This is a genomic window from Methylobacterium sp. WL7 (assembly GCF_008040085.1).
Taxonomy (GTDB): Bacteria; Pseudomonadota; Alphaproteobacteria; order Rhizobiales; family Beijerinckiaceae; genus Methylobacterium; species Methylobacterium mesophilicum.
In genome coordinates, this window is record NZ_VRVG01000136.1 from 1 (window position 1) to 14646 (window position 14646).

General features: G+C 71.5%; 14 protein-coding genes and 1 pseudogene. 11 read left to right on the plus strand and 4 right to left on the minus strand.

Annotated features, from left to right (window positions below; genetic code table 11):
* Nucleotides 1-409: 409 nt before the first annotated feature.
* The 7 genes from FV233_RS24375 to FV233_RS30600 all read left to right on the plus strand — a co-directional run bounded on the left by FV233_RS24375 (nt 410) and on the right by FV233_RS30600 (nt 5961).
* A complete protein-coding gene (locus FV233_RS24375; RefSeq protein WP_147855319.1) occupies nt 410-934 on the plus strand; it encodes a (2Fe-2S)-binding protein in 525 nt (174 codons plus the stop codon).
* On the plus strand, nt 931-1938 hold the full coding sequence (locus FV233_RS24380) for a xanthine dehydrogenase family protein subunit M (RefSeq protein ID WP_147855318.1): 1008 nt from the start codon (nt 931-933) through the stop codon (nt 1936-1938). The genes FV233_RS24375 and FV233_RS24380 overlap by 4 nt, the downstream gene beginning before the upstream one ends.
* Before the next feature lie 8 nt (nt 1939-1946).
* Entirely contained in the window at nt 1947-4199 is a 2253-nt protein-coding gene (locus FV233_RS24385) for a xanthine dehydrogenase family protein molybdopterin-binding subunit (protein WP_147899040.1), read from the plus strand.
* A gap of 251 nt (nt 4200-4450) precedes the next feature.
* A complete protein-coding gene (locus tag FV233_RS24390; protein ID WP_238262952.1) occupies nt 4451-4726 on the plus strand; it encodes a DUF1778 domain-containing protein in 276 nt (91 codons plus the stop codon).
* Nucleotides 4714-5259: a GNAT family N-acetyltransferase gene (locus FV233_RS24395; protein ID WP_147855315.1), complete on the plus strand. Its 546-nt coding sequence runs from the start codon at nt 4714-4716 to the stop codon at nt 5257-5259. Before FV233_RS24390 ends, FV233_RS24395 begins: the two co-directional genes overlap by 13 nt.
* 23 nt (nt 5260-5282) lie before the next feature.
* Nucleotides 5283-5720, plus strand: coding sequence for an EamA family transporter (locus FV233_RS24400; protein WP_147855314.1), 438 nt, complete (start codon nt 5283-5285; stop codon nt 5718-5720).
* 85 nt (nt 5721-5805) lie between these two features.
* Nucleotides 5806-5961 carry a hypothetical protein gene (locus FV233_RS30600; RefSeq protein WP_187193465.1) on the plus strand — a complete coding sequence of 52 codons (156 nt, stop codon included), beginning with the start codon at nt 5806-5808 and terminating at the stop codon, nt 5959-5961.
* 11 nt (nt 5962-5972) lie between these two features.
* On the opposite strand, the gene FV233_RS24405 is transcribed toward FV233_RS30600, so the two are convergent.
* The 3 genes from FV233_RS24405 to FV233_RS24415 all read right to left on the minus strand — a co-directional run bounded on the left by FV233_RS24405 (nt 5973) and on the right by FV233_RS24415 (nt 9162).
* A complete protein-coding gene (locus FV233_RS24405) occupies nt 5973-6653 on the minus strand; it encodes a glutathione S-transferase family protein (protein WP_147855313.1) in 681 nt (226 codons plus the stop codon).
* Between the two features lie 167 nt (nt 6654-6820).
* Entirely contained in the window at nt 6821-8305 is a 1485-nt protein-coding gene (locus tag FV233_RS24410) for a M48 family metalloprotease (protein WP_147899041.1), read from the minus strand.
* Nucleotides 8306-8310: 5 nt separating this feature from the next.
* Nucleotides 8311-9162 (minus strand): pentapeptide repeat-containing protein, encoded by an 852-nt coding sequence (locus FV233_RS24415; protein ID WP_147899042.1) that lies wholly within the window; start codon nt 9160-9162, stop codon nt 8311-8313.
* A gap of 582 nt (nt 9163-9744) precedes the next feature.
* Here FV233_RS24415 and FV233_RS24420 point away from each other — a divergent pair.
* The 4 genes from FV233_RS24420 to FV233_RS24435 all read left to right on the plus strand — a co-directional run bounded on the left by FV233_RS24420 (nt 9745) and on the right by FV233_RS24435 (nt 14295).
* The gene (locus FV233_RS24420; RefSeq protein ID WP_147855339.1) at nt 9745-10155 is read left to right on the plus strand and encodes a helix-turn-helix transcriptional regulator; all 411 of its coding nucleotides are present in this window, start codon (nt 9745-9747) and stop codon (nt 10153-10155) included.
* Nucleotides 10156-10323: 168 nt separating this feature from the next.
* The gene (gene metK / locus FV233_RS24425) at nt 10324-11502 is read left to right on the plus strand and encodes a methionine adenosyltransferase (protein ID WP_147899043.1); all 1179 of its coding nucleotides are present in this window, start codon (nt 10324-10326) and stop codon (nt 11500-11502) included.
* A 197-nt stretch (nt 11503-11699) separates the two neighbouring features.
* On the plus strand, nt 11700-12434 hold the full coding sequence (locus FV233_RS24430) for a tRNA (guanine(46)-N(7))-methyltransferase TrmB (protein ID WP_147855341.1): 735 nt from the start codon (nt 11700-11702) through the stop codon (nt 12432-12434).
* Nucleotides 12435-12576: 142 nt separating this feature from the next.
* A complete protein-coding gene (locus FV233_RS24435) occupies nt 12577-14295 on the plus strand; it encodes an HWE histidine kinase domain-containing protein (RefSeq protein WP_147899044.1) in 1719 nt (572 codons plus the stop codon).
* A 4-nt stretch (nt 14296-14299) separates the two neighbouring features.
* On the opposite strand, the pseudogene FV233_RS31340 reads toward FV233_RS24435, so the two are convergent.
* A pseudogene (locus FV233_RS31340) lies at nt 14300-14646 on the minus strand (hypothetical protein); the annotation flags it as partial.

Below are 14646 nucleotides of genomic sequence, written 5' to 3' on the forward strand. Positions count from 1 at the left end.
GGGCAATGTCGGGCGGCGGGGCGGCGGGATTGTGAGCCGCCGCGCGGCTGGTCCCGTGCCGGATTCCGGATCAGGTTCCGCTGCGCTCCATCCGCCTGGGAAAGGGGCTGTGGTGCATGCTGGAACACGCCGCCCCCTTGCCGGACGCCTGGAACGTCAGTGGGCGGCGATTTGGGACCCAGCACAAGACCTGCCGCGCAGCGGCTCCCCATCGCCACGAACTGGAAACCCGGCCATCCGATCCGATCCTGAGACCGTTCGTCCGCGGAACGGGAGCAGATTGGAACGGTTATCGACAGGACCGGCGACGCGGCATCCTGGCGGCACCTGCGCGCCGCCGCCCGTTGCCGCCCCTGACCGATCCGTTTCCCGCCCGGCCCCGCGGCCGGCCCAGATCGTGGACGACAGCATGCTTCTCGAACACAGTCCGCCGGTGCGGGCCGATACCGGCCTCGCCATCACCCTCACGATCAACGGGCAGCGGCGCGAGCTCACGGTCACGCCCTGGACCACCCTTCTCGACCTGCTGCGCGAAAAACTCGATCTCACGGGCACCAAGAAGGGCTGCGACCACGGGCAGTGCGGCGCCTGCACGGTGCTGGTCAACGGCACCCGGGTGAACGCCTGCCTGACGCTGGCGGTGATGAAGGACGGCGCCGAGATCACCACCGTCGAGGGTCTCGCCGGGCTCGGCGACCGCGGCGGCAGCAACGCGCTGCACCCGATCCAGGAGGCGTTCATCGAGCACGACGCCTTCCAGTGCGGCTACTGCACCCCCGGCCAGCTCTGCTCCTCGGTCGGGATGATGAACGAGGGCCACGCCCACAGCCGTGAGGAGATCCGCGAAGCGATGAGCGGCAACATCTGCCGCTGCGGCGCCTACACCAACATCGTCGATGCCATCGAGGACGTGATGCAGGGAGCCGCTCGATGAACCGCTTCGATTACGTCCGCGCCGGCACGGTGGCGGAGGCGGTCCAGGCCTACGGGGCGGGCGCGCGGTTCATCGCGGGCGGCACCAACCTGATCGACCTGATGAAGTACGATGTCGAGAAGCCGGGCCGGCTGATCGACATCACCCGCCTGCCGCTGGACGCCATCGAGGCCCACGAAAACGGCCTGCGGCTCGGGGCGCTCGCGACCAACGCCAAGGTCGCCTACGACGACCGGGTCACGGCGCAATATCCGCTGCTGCGCAATGCCATCCTGGCCGGCGCCTCGGCGCAGCTGCGCAACGCCGCCTCCACGGGCGGCAACCTGCTGCAGCGGACCCGCTGCTACTATTTCTACGACACCGCCACGCCCTGCAACAAGCGCGAGCCCGGCTCCGGCTGCCCGGCGATCGGCGGCGTCAACCGTATCCACGCGATCTTCGGGGCCAGTGAGTCCTGCATCGCCACCCACCCGTCCGACATGTGCGTTGCCCTGGCGGCACTGGAGGCCACGGTCCGGGTGAGCGGGCCGCAGGGCGAGCGCACGATCCCGTTCGCGGATTTCCACCGGCTGCCCGGCGATAGCCCCGAGATCGACACCAACCTCGCCCCCGGCGAGATCGTCGTCTCGGTCGATCTGCCCGCGAGCAAGTTCCCGCAGCACTACACCTACCTGAAGCTGCGCGACCGCCTGTCCTACGCCTTCGCGTTGGTCTCGGTGGCGGCGGGCGTCGAACTCGACGGCGACACGATCAAGACCGCCCGGCTGGCGCTCGGCGGCGTCGCCCACAAGCCCTGGCGCAACCGCGAGGCCGAGGCGCTGCTCGAGGGCAAGCCCGCCACCCGGGAGAGCTTCCAGCAGGCGGCCGACCTCATCGTGTCCGAGGCCAAGCCGCAATCGGCCAACGGCTTCAAGATCGAACTCGCCCGGCGCGCCATCGTGCGCGGCCTCGAACAGGCCGCTGCCGGCACGCCCCAGTCGCTCAGCGACAAGCGCATCCAGTAGGCACCCCGATGACCCAGACCTTCAGCACGACCGGCCACGATACCTTCGTCGGCAGCCCGCGCAGCCGCATCGACGGACCCGCCAAGGTCACCGGCCTCGCAAAATACGCCAGCGAGTTCGCCGCCCCGGACCTCGCCTACGGCACCGTCGTGTCGAGCGCCATCGCCAAGGGGCGGATCGCGGCGATCGACTCCGCCGAAGCCGAGGCGGTGCCGGGCGTCCTCACGGTGATCACCCACGAGAACCGGCCGCGCACCGCGTGGCGGGACAAGAACTTCCAGGACGCGGTGGCGCCCCCCGGCTCGCCGTTCCGCGCCCTCTACGACGACCTGATCCTGTTCAGCGGCCAGCCGGTCGCCCTGGTGGTGGCCGAGGATTTCGAGACCGCCCGCTACGCGGCCTCGCTGGTCCGGGTCCGCTACGAGGCCCAGGAACCCGTCACCGACATCAAGGCCGCGCGCGGCGACGCCTACGATCCGCCCTACAAGCGCGAGGGCATCAAGCCGCCGCCGGAGCCGTGGGGCGACGCCGACCAGGCCTTCGGCAGCGCGCCGATCCGCGTGCAGGGCGCCTATACGCTGGCCAACGAGCACCACAACCCGATGGAGCCGCACGCCACCACGGTGGTGGTCGAGGAGGACGGGACCTACACGGTCTACGACAAGATCCAGGGCGTCTCGAACAGCCACCAGTATCTCGCCAACGTGTTCGGCCTGAAGCCCGATCAGGTCCGGGTGCTCAACCCCTATCTCGGCGGTGGCTTCGGCTCCGGCCTGCGCCCGCAATACCAGGCGTTCCTGGCGATGCTGGCCGCCCAGGAGTTGAAGCGCTCGGTCCGGGTGACCCTGACCCGCGACCAGATGTGGTCCTTCACCTATCGGGGCGAGGCGCTGCAGACCGTCTCCCTCGGTGCCGAGGCGGACGGGACCCTGACGGCGCTCCGGCACGATGCCGTGCAGGGGACCTCCCACTACGAGGATTACCAGGAGGTCGTCGTCAACTGGTCGGGCGTGCTCTACCGCTGCGATAACGTCGCCCTGACCTACCGGATCGCCAAGCTCGACACCGCCACCCCGGGCGACATGCGCGCGCCGGGCGCCGTCACCGGCGTCTTCGCCATCGAGACCGCCATGGACGAGCTCGCCTACGCGACCGGGATGGACCCGATCGCGCTGCGGCTGAAGAACTACGCGGAGTCGGACGCCACCGCCGAGGGCAAGCCGTTCGGCTCCAAGGAGCTGAAGGCCTGCTTCACGCAGGGCGCGGAGCGCTTCGGCTGGTCGAAGCGCAGCCCCGAACCCCGCTCCATGCGCGAGGGCCGCGAGCTGGTCGGCTGGGGCGTCGCCACGGGCGTCTGGGAATCGATGATGATGCAGTCGAGCGCCATCGCGACGCTCACCGCCGACGGCCGGCTGACGGTGGGCAACTCCACCGGCGACATCGGCACCGGCACCTACACGATCCTGACCCAGATCGCCGCCGACACCTTGGGCCTGCCCATGGAATCGGTCACCACCAAGCTCGGCGACACGCGCCTGCCCGAGGCGCCGGTCGCCGGCGGCTCCTGGACGGCGGCCTCCTCCGGCACCGCCGTGATGAAGGCCTGCCGTAACGTCGGCGAGCAGGTGTTCAAGCTGGCCCGCGGGCTGGAGAACTCACCGCTCGCCAATGTCGACGTCGACCGGGCCGTGTTCTCGGACGGCCGCATCGCGGTGGCGGGCGATCCCGGCCGCAGCGTCTCGATGGTCGAGGTGATGCGGGCTGCCGGCGTCGACAAGCTCGAGGCGGTCGAGCAGGCGGGTCCCGACAAGGACTTCAACGACACCTACCAGGCCTACACCCACGGGGCGATCTTCGTGGAGGTGAAAGTCGACGAGGAGCTGGGCCAGGTCCGGCTCACCCGGGTGGTCTCGGCGATCGCGGCCGGCAAGATCCTGAACCCGAAGACCGCGCGCAGCCAGATCCTGGGCGGCGTGGTGATGGGGATCGGTTCGGCCCTCGAAGAGGAGTCGATGCTCGACCACCGCTTCGGCCGGTTCATGAACCACAACCTCGGCGAGTATCACGTGCCGGTCCACGCCGACATCCAGGACATCGACGTGATTTTCGTGGACGAGGAGGACAAGGCCAACCCGCTCGGCGTGAAGGGGCTCGGCGAGATCGGCATCGTCGGCACCGCGGCGGCCATCACCAACGCGGTGTTCCACGCGACCGGCAAGCGCGTGCGCGACCTTCCGATCACAATCGACAAGCTGCTGTGACCGGGGACAGCCGATGTTTCCCGTGAAACATCGGCTGCTTTTTTAACCAGGAGGCCGGCCGCATACGCTGCGCGGCCGGCCTTTTTTATGCCTGCAGCTTTGCAGTACGTCTTGGCATTCAGAGCGTCATCGACGCGACCGTCCGCGGTGCCCGACGTTTACGTCGTATTGACAACGTAGGTACGCGCTCGCAGCTTTCGCGTATGTCGAAAGTCCGCGCGACCATCGCCGAACCCTCCGATGCTCTGCCGATGGCTCCGAGTGAGACCAAGGGCAGCATCAATCTGCGGATCGAGGCCGGGACCCGCCAACTCATCGATGATGCGGCGGCGATCCTGGGCAAGACGCGCACGGAGTTCATGGTCGAGAGCGCCCGGCGACAGGCAGTCGACGTCCTGCTGGACCAGCGGCTGTACGCGCTCGAACCCGAGGGCCACGACGCCTTCTTGCACGCGCTCGACCAGCCACCGCCGCCGGGTCCGAAGCTGACGGCGCTGATGCGGCGCGTTCCGGCCTGGCGGAGGTGACGGGCACGCCGAAGGGTGCCGAGCCGATCCTGTCGGCGCCCGAGCCTCTGACGGCAGGGCACGACGTGTCGGGCTTCGATTGCGGCGAGCCCGCGTTGAACGACTGGCTGCGCCATCGGGCCTTGAAGAACGAGAGCCGGTTCTCCCGCACCTACGTCGTCTGTCGGGGCAAACAGGTCGTGGCCTATGTCGGCATCGCTGCGGGCTCCGTGGAACGCGTGGCCGCTCCGGGCAGGCTTCGCCGAAACGCGCCGGATGTGGTTCCGGTCTCGGTGATCGGCCGGCTTGCCGTCAGCCGTGATCATGCCGGTCGGGGGCTCGGCACCGATCTGCTGGCCGACGCGCTGCGGCGGATCGCGCTGGCCTCGCGCAGCATCGGGATCGGCGCAGTGATGGTTCACGCCAAGGACGAGGCGGCCAAGCGCTTCTATCTGCGCTGCGCGGAGTTCGTCGCCTATCCCGAGGACAGCCGCACCCTGTTCCTTCCGATCGAGACCGTGGTCGCGTCCTTCGGAGACCCCGAGGATCTCTAGGCCCGCCTGCGCGCGAGGACCCCATGAACCACCTCCTGCAATCCTGGCGCTTCTGGGCGCTCGCCGCCGCCGGCTTCGCGGCGATGACCGCGATCCTCGCCAAGGTCGGGGTCGCGGGCGTGCAGTCGGATGTCGCGACCTTCGTGCGCACCCTGGTGATCGTCGCCTTCGCGGGCGCGATCGTGGTCGGCTCCGGCCAGACCGGGGGGCTCGTGCAGATCTCCGGCCGCAGCCTGGTCTTCCTGGTCCTGTCGGGGCTCGCCACCGGGGCGTCGTGGCTGTGCTACTTCCGGGCGCTGTCGCTGGGCGATGCCGCCCGGGTCGCGCCGCTGGACAAGCTCAGCGTCGTGCTGGTCGCGATCCTGGGCGCCAGCCTGCTGGGCGAGACCCTGAGCCTCGCGGCCTGGGCCGGGGTCGGGCTGATCGCCGCCGGGGCTGCCCTGGTCGCCTCGGGCTGGTGATCGTCACGCGGTCGATGAGCGCCAGCGCACCGATCCGTTTACCCGTCGGGCGCATCCTGGCGGTCTCTTGCGAAGGAGACCTCCCATGGAATCGGTCTATCGCGGCTTCGAGACCTCGCTGCTCGGTCTCGCCCTCTGTCTCGGTCTCGCCGCCTGCCTGACGCTCGGCACCACGCCGATGCCGGGCGACGGCTTCGCCGTCACCCTGCCGATGGTCTCCGTGACCCTCGCGGGCCCCTGATCCGGGCGCCGTTACGCGGCACTCCGGGTCGCGCGGAACATGAAGCCGCGCGCCGTGTCGTCCATCTCGGCCTTGAAGGCGTGCTTGTCCTTCAGCGCCTGCGCGGCCGCGGCGGCCGGGCGAGCGCCGATCGCGTCGAGGTGGCGCTTGACGTGGGGCAGGCCCGCGAAGGCGTCCTCGCCCAGCACGAACGGCACCATCCGGGCCCAGCCCCACACCGCCATGTCGACGATCGTGTAGGTCTCGCCCAGCACGTAGGGGCGGTCCGCGAGCCGCTGGTTCAGGATCTCCCAGTGGCGGCGCGCCTCGAAGGCGTAGCGCTCGGTGGCGTAGGGGCCGCCATCGGGGGCGAAGTGGCGGAAGTGGACGCACTGGCCGGAGAACGGCCCGATGCCGGTGGCCACGAACATCAGCCAGGACAGCATCTCGCCCCGGGCCGCCTCGCCCTCGGGCAGGAACCGGCCGGTCTTGCCCGCGAGGTAGAGCAGGATCGCGTTCGAATCGAACACCGTCACGTCGCCGTCGACGATGGTGGGCACCTTCCCGTTCGGGTTGAGCGCCGTGTAGGCGGGCTCGAACTGCTCGCCCTTGCGCGTATCCACCGGGACCGGCTCGTAGGGCAGGCCCAGCTCCTCCAGGCAGAGGGCGACCTTCATGGGGTTGGGGCTGAGATTGTAGAAGAATCGAATCACGGCGCTCTCCTTGACACGGCGTCCCGAACGGCCGTCGGCGGTCCTCGGAACACGGCGATGCCAACCAAAACCGTCGCTCGCCCCTCCGGGATACCCGATCCGGCGCGACGGACGCGCGACGGTCGTCCCGGAGCGCGGCCGGCGCAAGCCGCGGCGATGCGGGGCGGCTATTCCACCACGATCTTGTAGCTGCTGCCGGGTACCAGGGCGGCGGCGCGCTCCAGGCCGTTGAGGACCAGGAACCGGTCGAGCGCCCGGTCCGGCACCGCCATGCGGCGGGCCAGCTCCTCCGCGCTGGTCGAGCCGGCCTGGACCACCTGCAGCCGCAGGGGGCGCAGCACCGCCTCCTCGGGGGGGACCGCCGCGAGGCTGGCGATCCAGGGACGGAAGGCGGGGTCCGGGTCGGTGGCGCCCTTGGCGGCCATGATCATCCGGACGGTCGTGTCGCCGATCCGGATCGCCGCCAGCCGGAAGGTCCAGTCCTTGCCCCGCGACAGCGCCAGGGCCGCCGGGTGGCCGCCGACCTCGCGGGTCTCGAATCCGGCCGGATCGAGGGCGTCGTTCCAGCTGCCCTTGAGGGCCGCGTCGAGGGCCTGGCCGTCCTTCGCCTCGATCTGGTCGAACAGCAGGCGCCGGTTGCCGTCCGGGGTGGTGCCGAGCACCGCCGAGCGGGTGTTCTCCAGGACGAACCCCGCCGGCACGTCGAACGCGATGCCGAGCCCCGGATGGACGAAGCGGTGGCCGCGCACCGCGCCGTCGCGCGGGTTGTCGCCGTACGGCAGCCCGTCCAGGGCGGCGAGGTAGGCGGCGCGGTCGTCGGCTCCGATCCCCGGGGCCCCGATCCGGCGCGCCGCCCGGGTGACCTGGGTGATGCGCTCGGCGGTGCCCGGGTGGGTCGCCAGCATGTCGGGCTCGCCCCCGGGGCCGGTGCCGGCCTTCAGGGCGGTGGAGCGGCTGAGCGCGGTGAGGAAGCGGCCGGCCGCGAACGGATCGTAGCCGGCCTTGGCCAGCGTGCGCACCCCGGTGGCGTCCGCCTCCAGTTCCTGCTCGCGGGAGAAGCGGGCGAGCGCGAAGCGGGACTGGTGCTGCAGCTGCGCGCCGGTATCGGGATCGTTCAGGACGTCGGCCACCACCCGGCTGACCAGGGCCGAGCGCAGTTCCAGCTCGCTCCGGGCGGTCGCGTGGTTGAGGGTCACGTGCGCCATCTCGTGGGCCAGCACGGCCGCCGCCTCGGAGGTGTCGCTCGCCAGCGCCACCAGCCCGCGGGTGACGTAGAGCCGCCCGTTCGGCAGCGCGAAGGCGTTGACCACGGGCGAATCGAGCAGCGTCACCGCGTAGGTCTGGTCCGGCCGCTCGCTCGCCTTCACGAGACGGTCCGTGACCTCGGTGAGCATCCGCATCACGTTGGGGGCCCGCACCTCGCCCCCGAACGAGGCCACGAGCTTGAGGTGGTCCGCGTCGGCGGCGCGCTCGCGCCCGGTGGTGCGCGGGGCCTCGGCGGGCACCCGGACCACGGCCGGCACCACCGGGCCGGCGGCCTGGTCGGCCACGCAGGCGCCGAGGGCGGCCAGCGCCGCCAAGCCGGCACAGGCCGTCGCGACGCCGCGCAGGCGCCGCCCCGCCACCCGAAATCGCTCCGTGATCCCGCCCATCGCGATCAGCGCCGCAGCTCCCGTTCCCCCACCGGCTCGGCCTCGCGCCGGTCCGGTTCGCCCAGAACCTCGATGGCGTCGGCGGTAGCCTCCAGGGTCGGGCCGCGCCAGACCTCCAGGATGCCGCGGACCCGCACGCGCCGGCCTTCGAGCGATGCCGCACTCAAACCACGGGCACGCATCATTCGCCAAGTGCGTTTCGGTACCATGACCGTGAGCCCGTCCGCGCCGCGGGCCACGAAGTCGAGATAGGTGCGGGCGCTCCGCTCGCCGACATGGCCGATCCGGCCCTCCACCACGGCGAAGCGCCCCGCCAGCGCCCGGAGCGCCGGGCCGTCCGCGGCTTGCAGGACCGGGGCGCGCCACAGGCCGCGCTTCCCGTCCCGGGCGCCAGCCTCCACCGCGCGCAGGGCCGGGCGGCACAGCACCTCGCGCTCGTTCGCGTCCGCGACGGCGAGCCCGGCCCCGATCAGGCCGCCCGCGAGATCGATGTCGCCATCCGGGACTCGGCTATCCGCGATCTCGATGTCGGCCCGTTCCCGGCCCCAGCGGTCGGGCGGTCCACGCGGGACCACGATCAGGGCCAGTCCCCGCCGGGCGTCCAGCCAGGCGCGCGCCGCTTCCGCGGCGTCCGGGGCGTCCGGCCAGCGCAGCGAATCGAGCACCGCCCGGGCGCCGGAGCCGAGGAGGACCTCGCCCCGCACCCCGATCCCGTCGAGGGTCTCGGCGCGGGCCGGCCCCGGGCGGCAATCGCCGGAATCCGGGCCCGCGGCGCCGGCCGGCCCGGCAAGGCCCGAGGCCGCCAGCACCAGAGCTGCCGCCCGGCACCGTCGCCACCCCGCCGTCGTCCGGATCATCGACCGCCTCCCGGATCGCTCATGCTGCCGGATCGACCATGCCCCGGAACGCCGGCGCACGCACCGCGCGGTTGGCCTGTCCGGGCGTTGATGCTATGGGAATCGCGGTCGTCTCCGTAGCTCAGCTGGACAGAGCACAGGTTTCCTAAACGGTCACAATTGGGCGTCGCGCCGGGAAACCACGCGACGGATCCGCTCAAAGTCGGGGAAAGCTTCCGGCGCCGGGACACCGGCGTCCTGCCGATCCCGAGCCAAGCCCGCCCGGCGCACACGCGTCGGCGGGAAGGTGTAGAGACTAGACGGGCGGCACCTAACGGCCGGGCGCGAGCGCCGGCCCACGGTGAAGGGATAGTCCAGGCCACGAACGCGGCTCTCCGGGGGCGCGGCGGCGAAAGCCGAAGTGGTATGAAACCTGGGGTCGCAGGTTCGAGCCCTGCCGGGGACACCAGAATCCAGGTTGCGGACGTGTGTCCGGCGCTGAGCGAAAACGTTTACCGCGATCGTCGCCTGCCGGTGACACGGACTCGCTATGCGGTTAAGCTTCGCCGCCCGAAAATCGCGGCAGGAGTGGGCAAGTTCTACATGGCGGGTCAGAAAACCGATCAGCGTGACGTGTATGTCGGTCAACGCATCGCCGAGCAGCGCCGGAAGGCGTCGCTGACGCAGCGCCGCGTCGCGCAGAGTTTCGGGATGTCGGCGGCGCAGTTGCAGAAGTACGAGAAGGGCACCAACCGGATCAGCGCCGTCCATCTCGACATCTTCTCCCGGATGACCGGGGTGCCGATGGACTACTTCTTCAAGGGCATGCCGCGGAACGACGACTTCACGGCGCCGGGCTTCTCCGAGCCGGAGCAGGCCCCCCTGAGCGAGGGCGGCGGCCTCCAGGGCCTGGCCGAGATCGTCGGGCGCCACATCACCGATCATTTCAGCGAGGAAGCCCGCCGGGACGTCGCCGCCGCGATCCGCGCGCTGGACCACAAGCTCAACGGCTGATTGCTGAGCCGTCGAAGAAACGGGCGTTTTTTCACCCGTTTCGTACGTTATAGCGGATCTGTTCGGCGATCCGCCTTGACCGCCCCCTGACCCGGTGCGAGAACCCCGACCCCATAAGGGTCGAACGCCGCGATCGCGACGGCGTACCCGTGATCGGGATCCGTCCAGATGCCGCGTTCCAACTACCTGTTCACCAGTGAGTCGGTCTCCGAGGGCCATCCCGACAAGGTCAGCGACCGCATCTCCGATACGGTGGTGGACGCCTACATCGCGGCGATGCCGGAGGCCCGGCTCGGAGTCGAGACCCTGACCACCACGAACCGCGTCGTCATCGCGGGCGAGGTGCGCGGCCCGGATTCGGTGACCTTCGAGAACCTCGAGGAGCTGACCCGCCAGGCCGTGAAGGACATCGGCTACGAGCAGGACGGCTTCCACTGGAAGAACAACGAGGTCGCGATCTACCTCCACGCCCAGTCCGCCGACATCGCCCAGGGCGTCGACGCGGCCGGCAACAAGGACGAGGGCGCGGGCGACCAGGGCATCATGTTCGGCTACGCCGCCGACGAGACCCCGGAGCTGATGCCGGCGCCGCTGTTCTACGCCCACAAGATCCTCAAGGACCTCGCCGACGCCCGCAAGAAGGGCGAGGGCGATGCCGGCAAGCTCGGCCCCGACGCCAAGAGCCAGGTCACGGTCCGCTACGAGAACGGCCGACCGGTGGAGGCGACCCAGATCGTGCTCTCCACCCAGCACCTCGACGAGTCCCTGGATTCGGCGGACGTGCGCGCCATCGTCGAGCCCTACATCCGGGCCGCCCTGCCGCAGGGCTGGGTCAACGAGGGCACCGTCTGGCACGTCAACCCGACCGGCAAGTTCGTGATCGGCGGTCCGGACGGCGATTGCGGCCTCACCGGCCGCAAGATCATCGTCGACACCTACGGCGGCGCGGCCCCGCACGGCGGCGGCGCCTTCTCGGGCAAGGATCCGACCAAGGTCGACCGCTCGGCGGCCTATGCGGCCCGCTACCTCGCCAAGAACGTGGTCGCGGCCGGGCTGGCGCGGCGCGCCACGATCCAGCTCGCCTACGCGATCGGCGTCTCCAGGCCGCTGTCGATCTACGTCGACCTGCACGGCACCGGCCAGGTCGACGAGGCCAAGCTCGAATCCGTCCTGATGGACGCCATGGACCTGTCGCCCCGCGGCATCCGCACGGCGCTCGGCCTGAACAAGCCGATCTACGCCCGCACCGCGGCCTACGGCCATTTCGGCCGCGCCCCCGAGGCCGATGGCGGCTTCTCGTGGGAGCGCACCGACCTCGCCCAGAAGCTGAAGTCGGCCCTGTCGTAAGGCGCGGCCCCCGCGCCAGCGCCGTACCGCCCGCCAGCGCGCCGTCCCCCATCCGGGACGGCGCGCTGGCGTTTTCGTGAGTCCCGGTTTCGAAAGGTCTTGGACCTTTCGCGGGTCCAGGGCAGAGCCCTGCTGCGGGGTCGCGAGCCCCTGGAACCCCGTCCCCGCCCGGTGCGCGGACGCCGCGTTGGTAAGCGATGTCTGACCTGAACGGACGGCCCGGTCACGAGGCCGACGAGCCGGAGCGCGCCTTCTTCGGACGGCGCAAGGGCAAGCGCCTGCGCGGCCTGCAGGAGCGGCGCCTCGCCGAGCTTCTGCCGGCGCTCCGCGTCGATCTCCCGCCGGACGATGGCCCGCTCGATCCGCGCACGCTGTTCCCGGCCCTCGGCGGCGGGCCCGAGGCGGTCTGGCTGGAGATCGGCTTCGGCGGCGGCGAGCACCTCGCCGCCCAGGCCGAGGCGCATCCCGGGATCGGGATCATCGGCGCGGAGCCGTTCGTCAACGGCGTGGTCAAGCTGCTGGCCGCGATCGAGGCGCGGTCCCTGCGCAACGTGCGCATCCGCGACGAGGACGTCACCGCCCTGCTGGCGCGCCTGCCGGACGCCTGCCTGGACCGGGTCTACCTGCTCTATCCCGATCCCTGGCCGAAGCGCCGCCAGCGCAAGCGCCGCTTCGTGTCGGATTCCTCGCTGGCCGAGATCGGCCGCGTCCTGAAGGATGGCGGCCTGTTCCGCTTCGCCAGCGACATCGACGACTACGCCGGCTGGACCCTGGTCCGGGCCGCCCGCTGCCCGGTCCTGACCTGGACGGCGTCGGGCGCGCGCGACTGGACCCGGCCGTTCCCGGGCTGGCCCGGGACCCGCTACGAGGCGAAGGCGCTGGCGGCGGGGCGGCGCCCGACCTATCTGGAGTTCGCCCGCCGGCCGCGCTGAGCGGACGGGTCGCCGCAGCCGGGCGGGACGCCTTGCCACGGCCACGCTCGGGCGCCATCCTGCGGCGCCTTCGCGGTCGGGACCGCGGCAGGGGGGCATCTCGTGCGGGAGCGCGCCGCGGCGCGTTCGAGGGTTTTTCCGAGTGGGCGAGAGCGTGGGTCAAGACCCGGCGACGGACGACCCGTATCGCGCGGGCTTCGACGATGCCGCGATCGGCCTCGTCGTGCTCTCAGTGGATGCGGCGGCGATCGACGCGGCCAACCCGGTCCTGCATGACCTGCTCGGTTGGCCGCCGGGCAGCCTGGCCGGCCGCGCCGCCGCGGACCTGCTCGCGGAGGACGGGCCCGAGGGCCTGGGCGACGGCATCCAGGGCTGGCGCCGGGCGGACGGGACCGCGATCGACGTGCGGGTGCGGCGTTCCGGCCGGACCCTCGTGGTTGAGGCCGCGGACGCGGACGCGGCCGCGCATTCCGAGGCGAACCGCGAGGCGCTGGCGACCGCCGGCCTCGGCGAATGGCGCTGGGACCGGGCGACCGGCCTGCTGACCCTGTCGCGCCGGGCCGCCCGGATCCTCGGGCGCCAGCCGGGACGGTCCGTGCCGTGGGACGAGCTCAAGAGCGGCCTGTCCGATCCGGAGCTGGCACGCCTGAGCGCGACCGTCTCGGAGGCGTGCCGGGCCGGCGAAGCCTACCGTTTCGATACGCCGGTGACCGTGGCCGGGCGCACCGTGATCCTGCGGGTGCGGGGGCAGGCCGTGCCGGGCCGCGACGGCGCGCCCGCCAGCATGGTCGGCGTCGTCCAGGACATCACCACCCGGGTCGAGGCCCGGGACGAGATCCTATCGCGCGACCAGCGCCTGCGGGTGGCAACCACCATCGCCAAGCTCGGCATCTTCGAGTGGCACATGCTCGAGGACCAGGCGATCTGGGAGAACGAGCACATGTACGAGATCTTCGGGCACGCGCCCGAGGACGGCACCATCGGCAAGAGCGAGTTCCTCAGCGACATCCTCCACCCGGACGACCGGGCCCGGGTCCGGCACGCGATCTCGAAGGCGCTGCGCGAGGACGGGATCCTGCAGATCGGCGGCCGGATCCGGCGGAAGTCCGACGGGGCGTGGCGCACCATCGACATGGCCGGCCGGTTCGAGCGGGACGCCCCCGGGCGCCTGCCGCGGCGCCTGATCGGCGTGGTCGCCGACGTGACCGACCGGCGGATCGCCGAGGAACGCCAGAGCCTGCTGATCCGCGAACTGCACCACCGGGTGAAGAACACGCTGGCCACCGTGCAGGCCATCGTGGGCTCCACGGCGCGCACGGCCTCCAGCATCGAGAGCTTCTACGAGGCCTTCGTCGGGCGGATCAAATCGCTCGCCCACACCCATTCGGTGCTCACCGAGGACACCTGGCAGACCGCCTCGCTGGCGAACCTGCTGCTCAGCGAGCTGAAGCCCTACGCGGAGGTGACGCCCGACGGCGGGGCCGAGGGGCGGATCAGCCTCGACGGCCCGGCGATCGACCTGCCCTCCGAGATCGCGGTGCCGATCGGCATGGCGATCCACGAACTCACCACCAACGCGGCCAAGTACGGGGCGCTGTCGAACCGCACCGGGCGGGTCGCGGTGACCTGGACCCTGGAGCCCGGGGGGCCGGCCGGGATCCTGCGGTTCCACTGGCGGGAGACCGGCGGGCCGCCGGTCCAGCCGCCGAGCCGCCAGGGTTTCGGCTCCCGCCTGCTGCAGCGGGTGCTGATCACCCAGGTCCAGGCCGAGGTCGAGACCGACTACGACCCGGAGGGCTTCAGCCTGACCATGCGGGCCCCGATCCCGCCCCGCAACGACAGCCTCAACCCGCTGGCCTGACCCGTCAGGCGGCGCCGCGCGCGCCGGATTCGCCGCCGCCGTCCACGAAGGCCTTCAGCTCGTCCAGCGACGCGAAGGTGAAGCGGCCCTGCGGCGTCTCCGCCTCGATCGAGCCGTCCTCGAACATCACGTAGGTGTTCCCGCCCGAGGCGTAGCGCCCGACCACGGTACGGGTCTCGGGCTTCGCGTCGGGCTCGGGGTCCGGCGCCGCGTCGAGGCCCGGGCGCAGGGCAGGGGGCTCCGGCGCCGGTTGTTGCGGCGGCGCGTCCGGCGCCGCGAACAGGTCGTCCTCCGGGCTGCGCTCGGCCATCGCGGCCGCGATCGGGTCCGGGGCGGGCCGGTGGGGCGGCT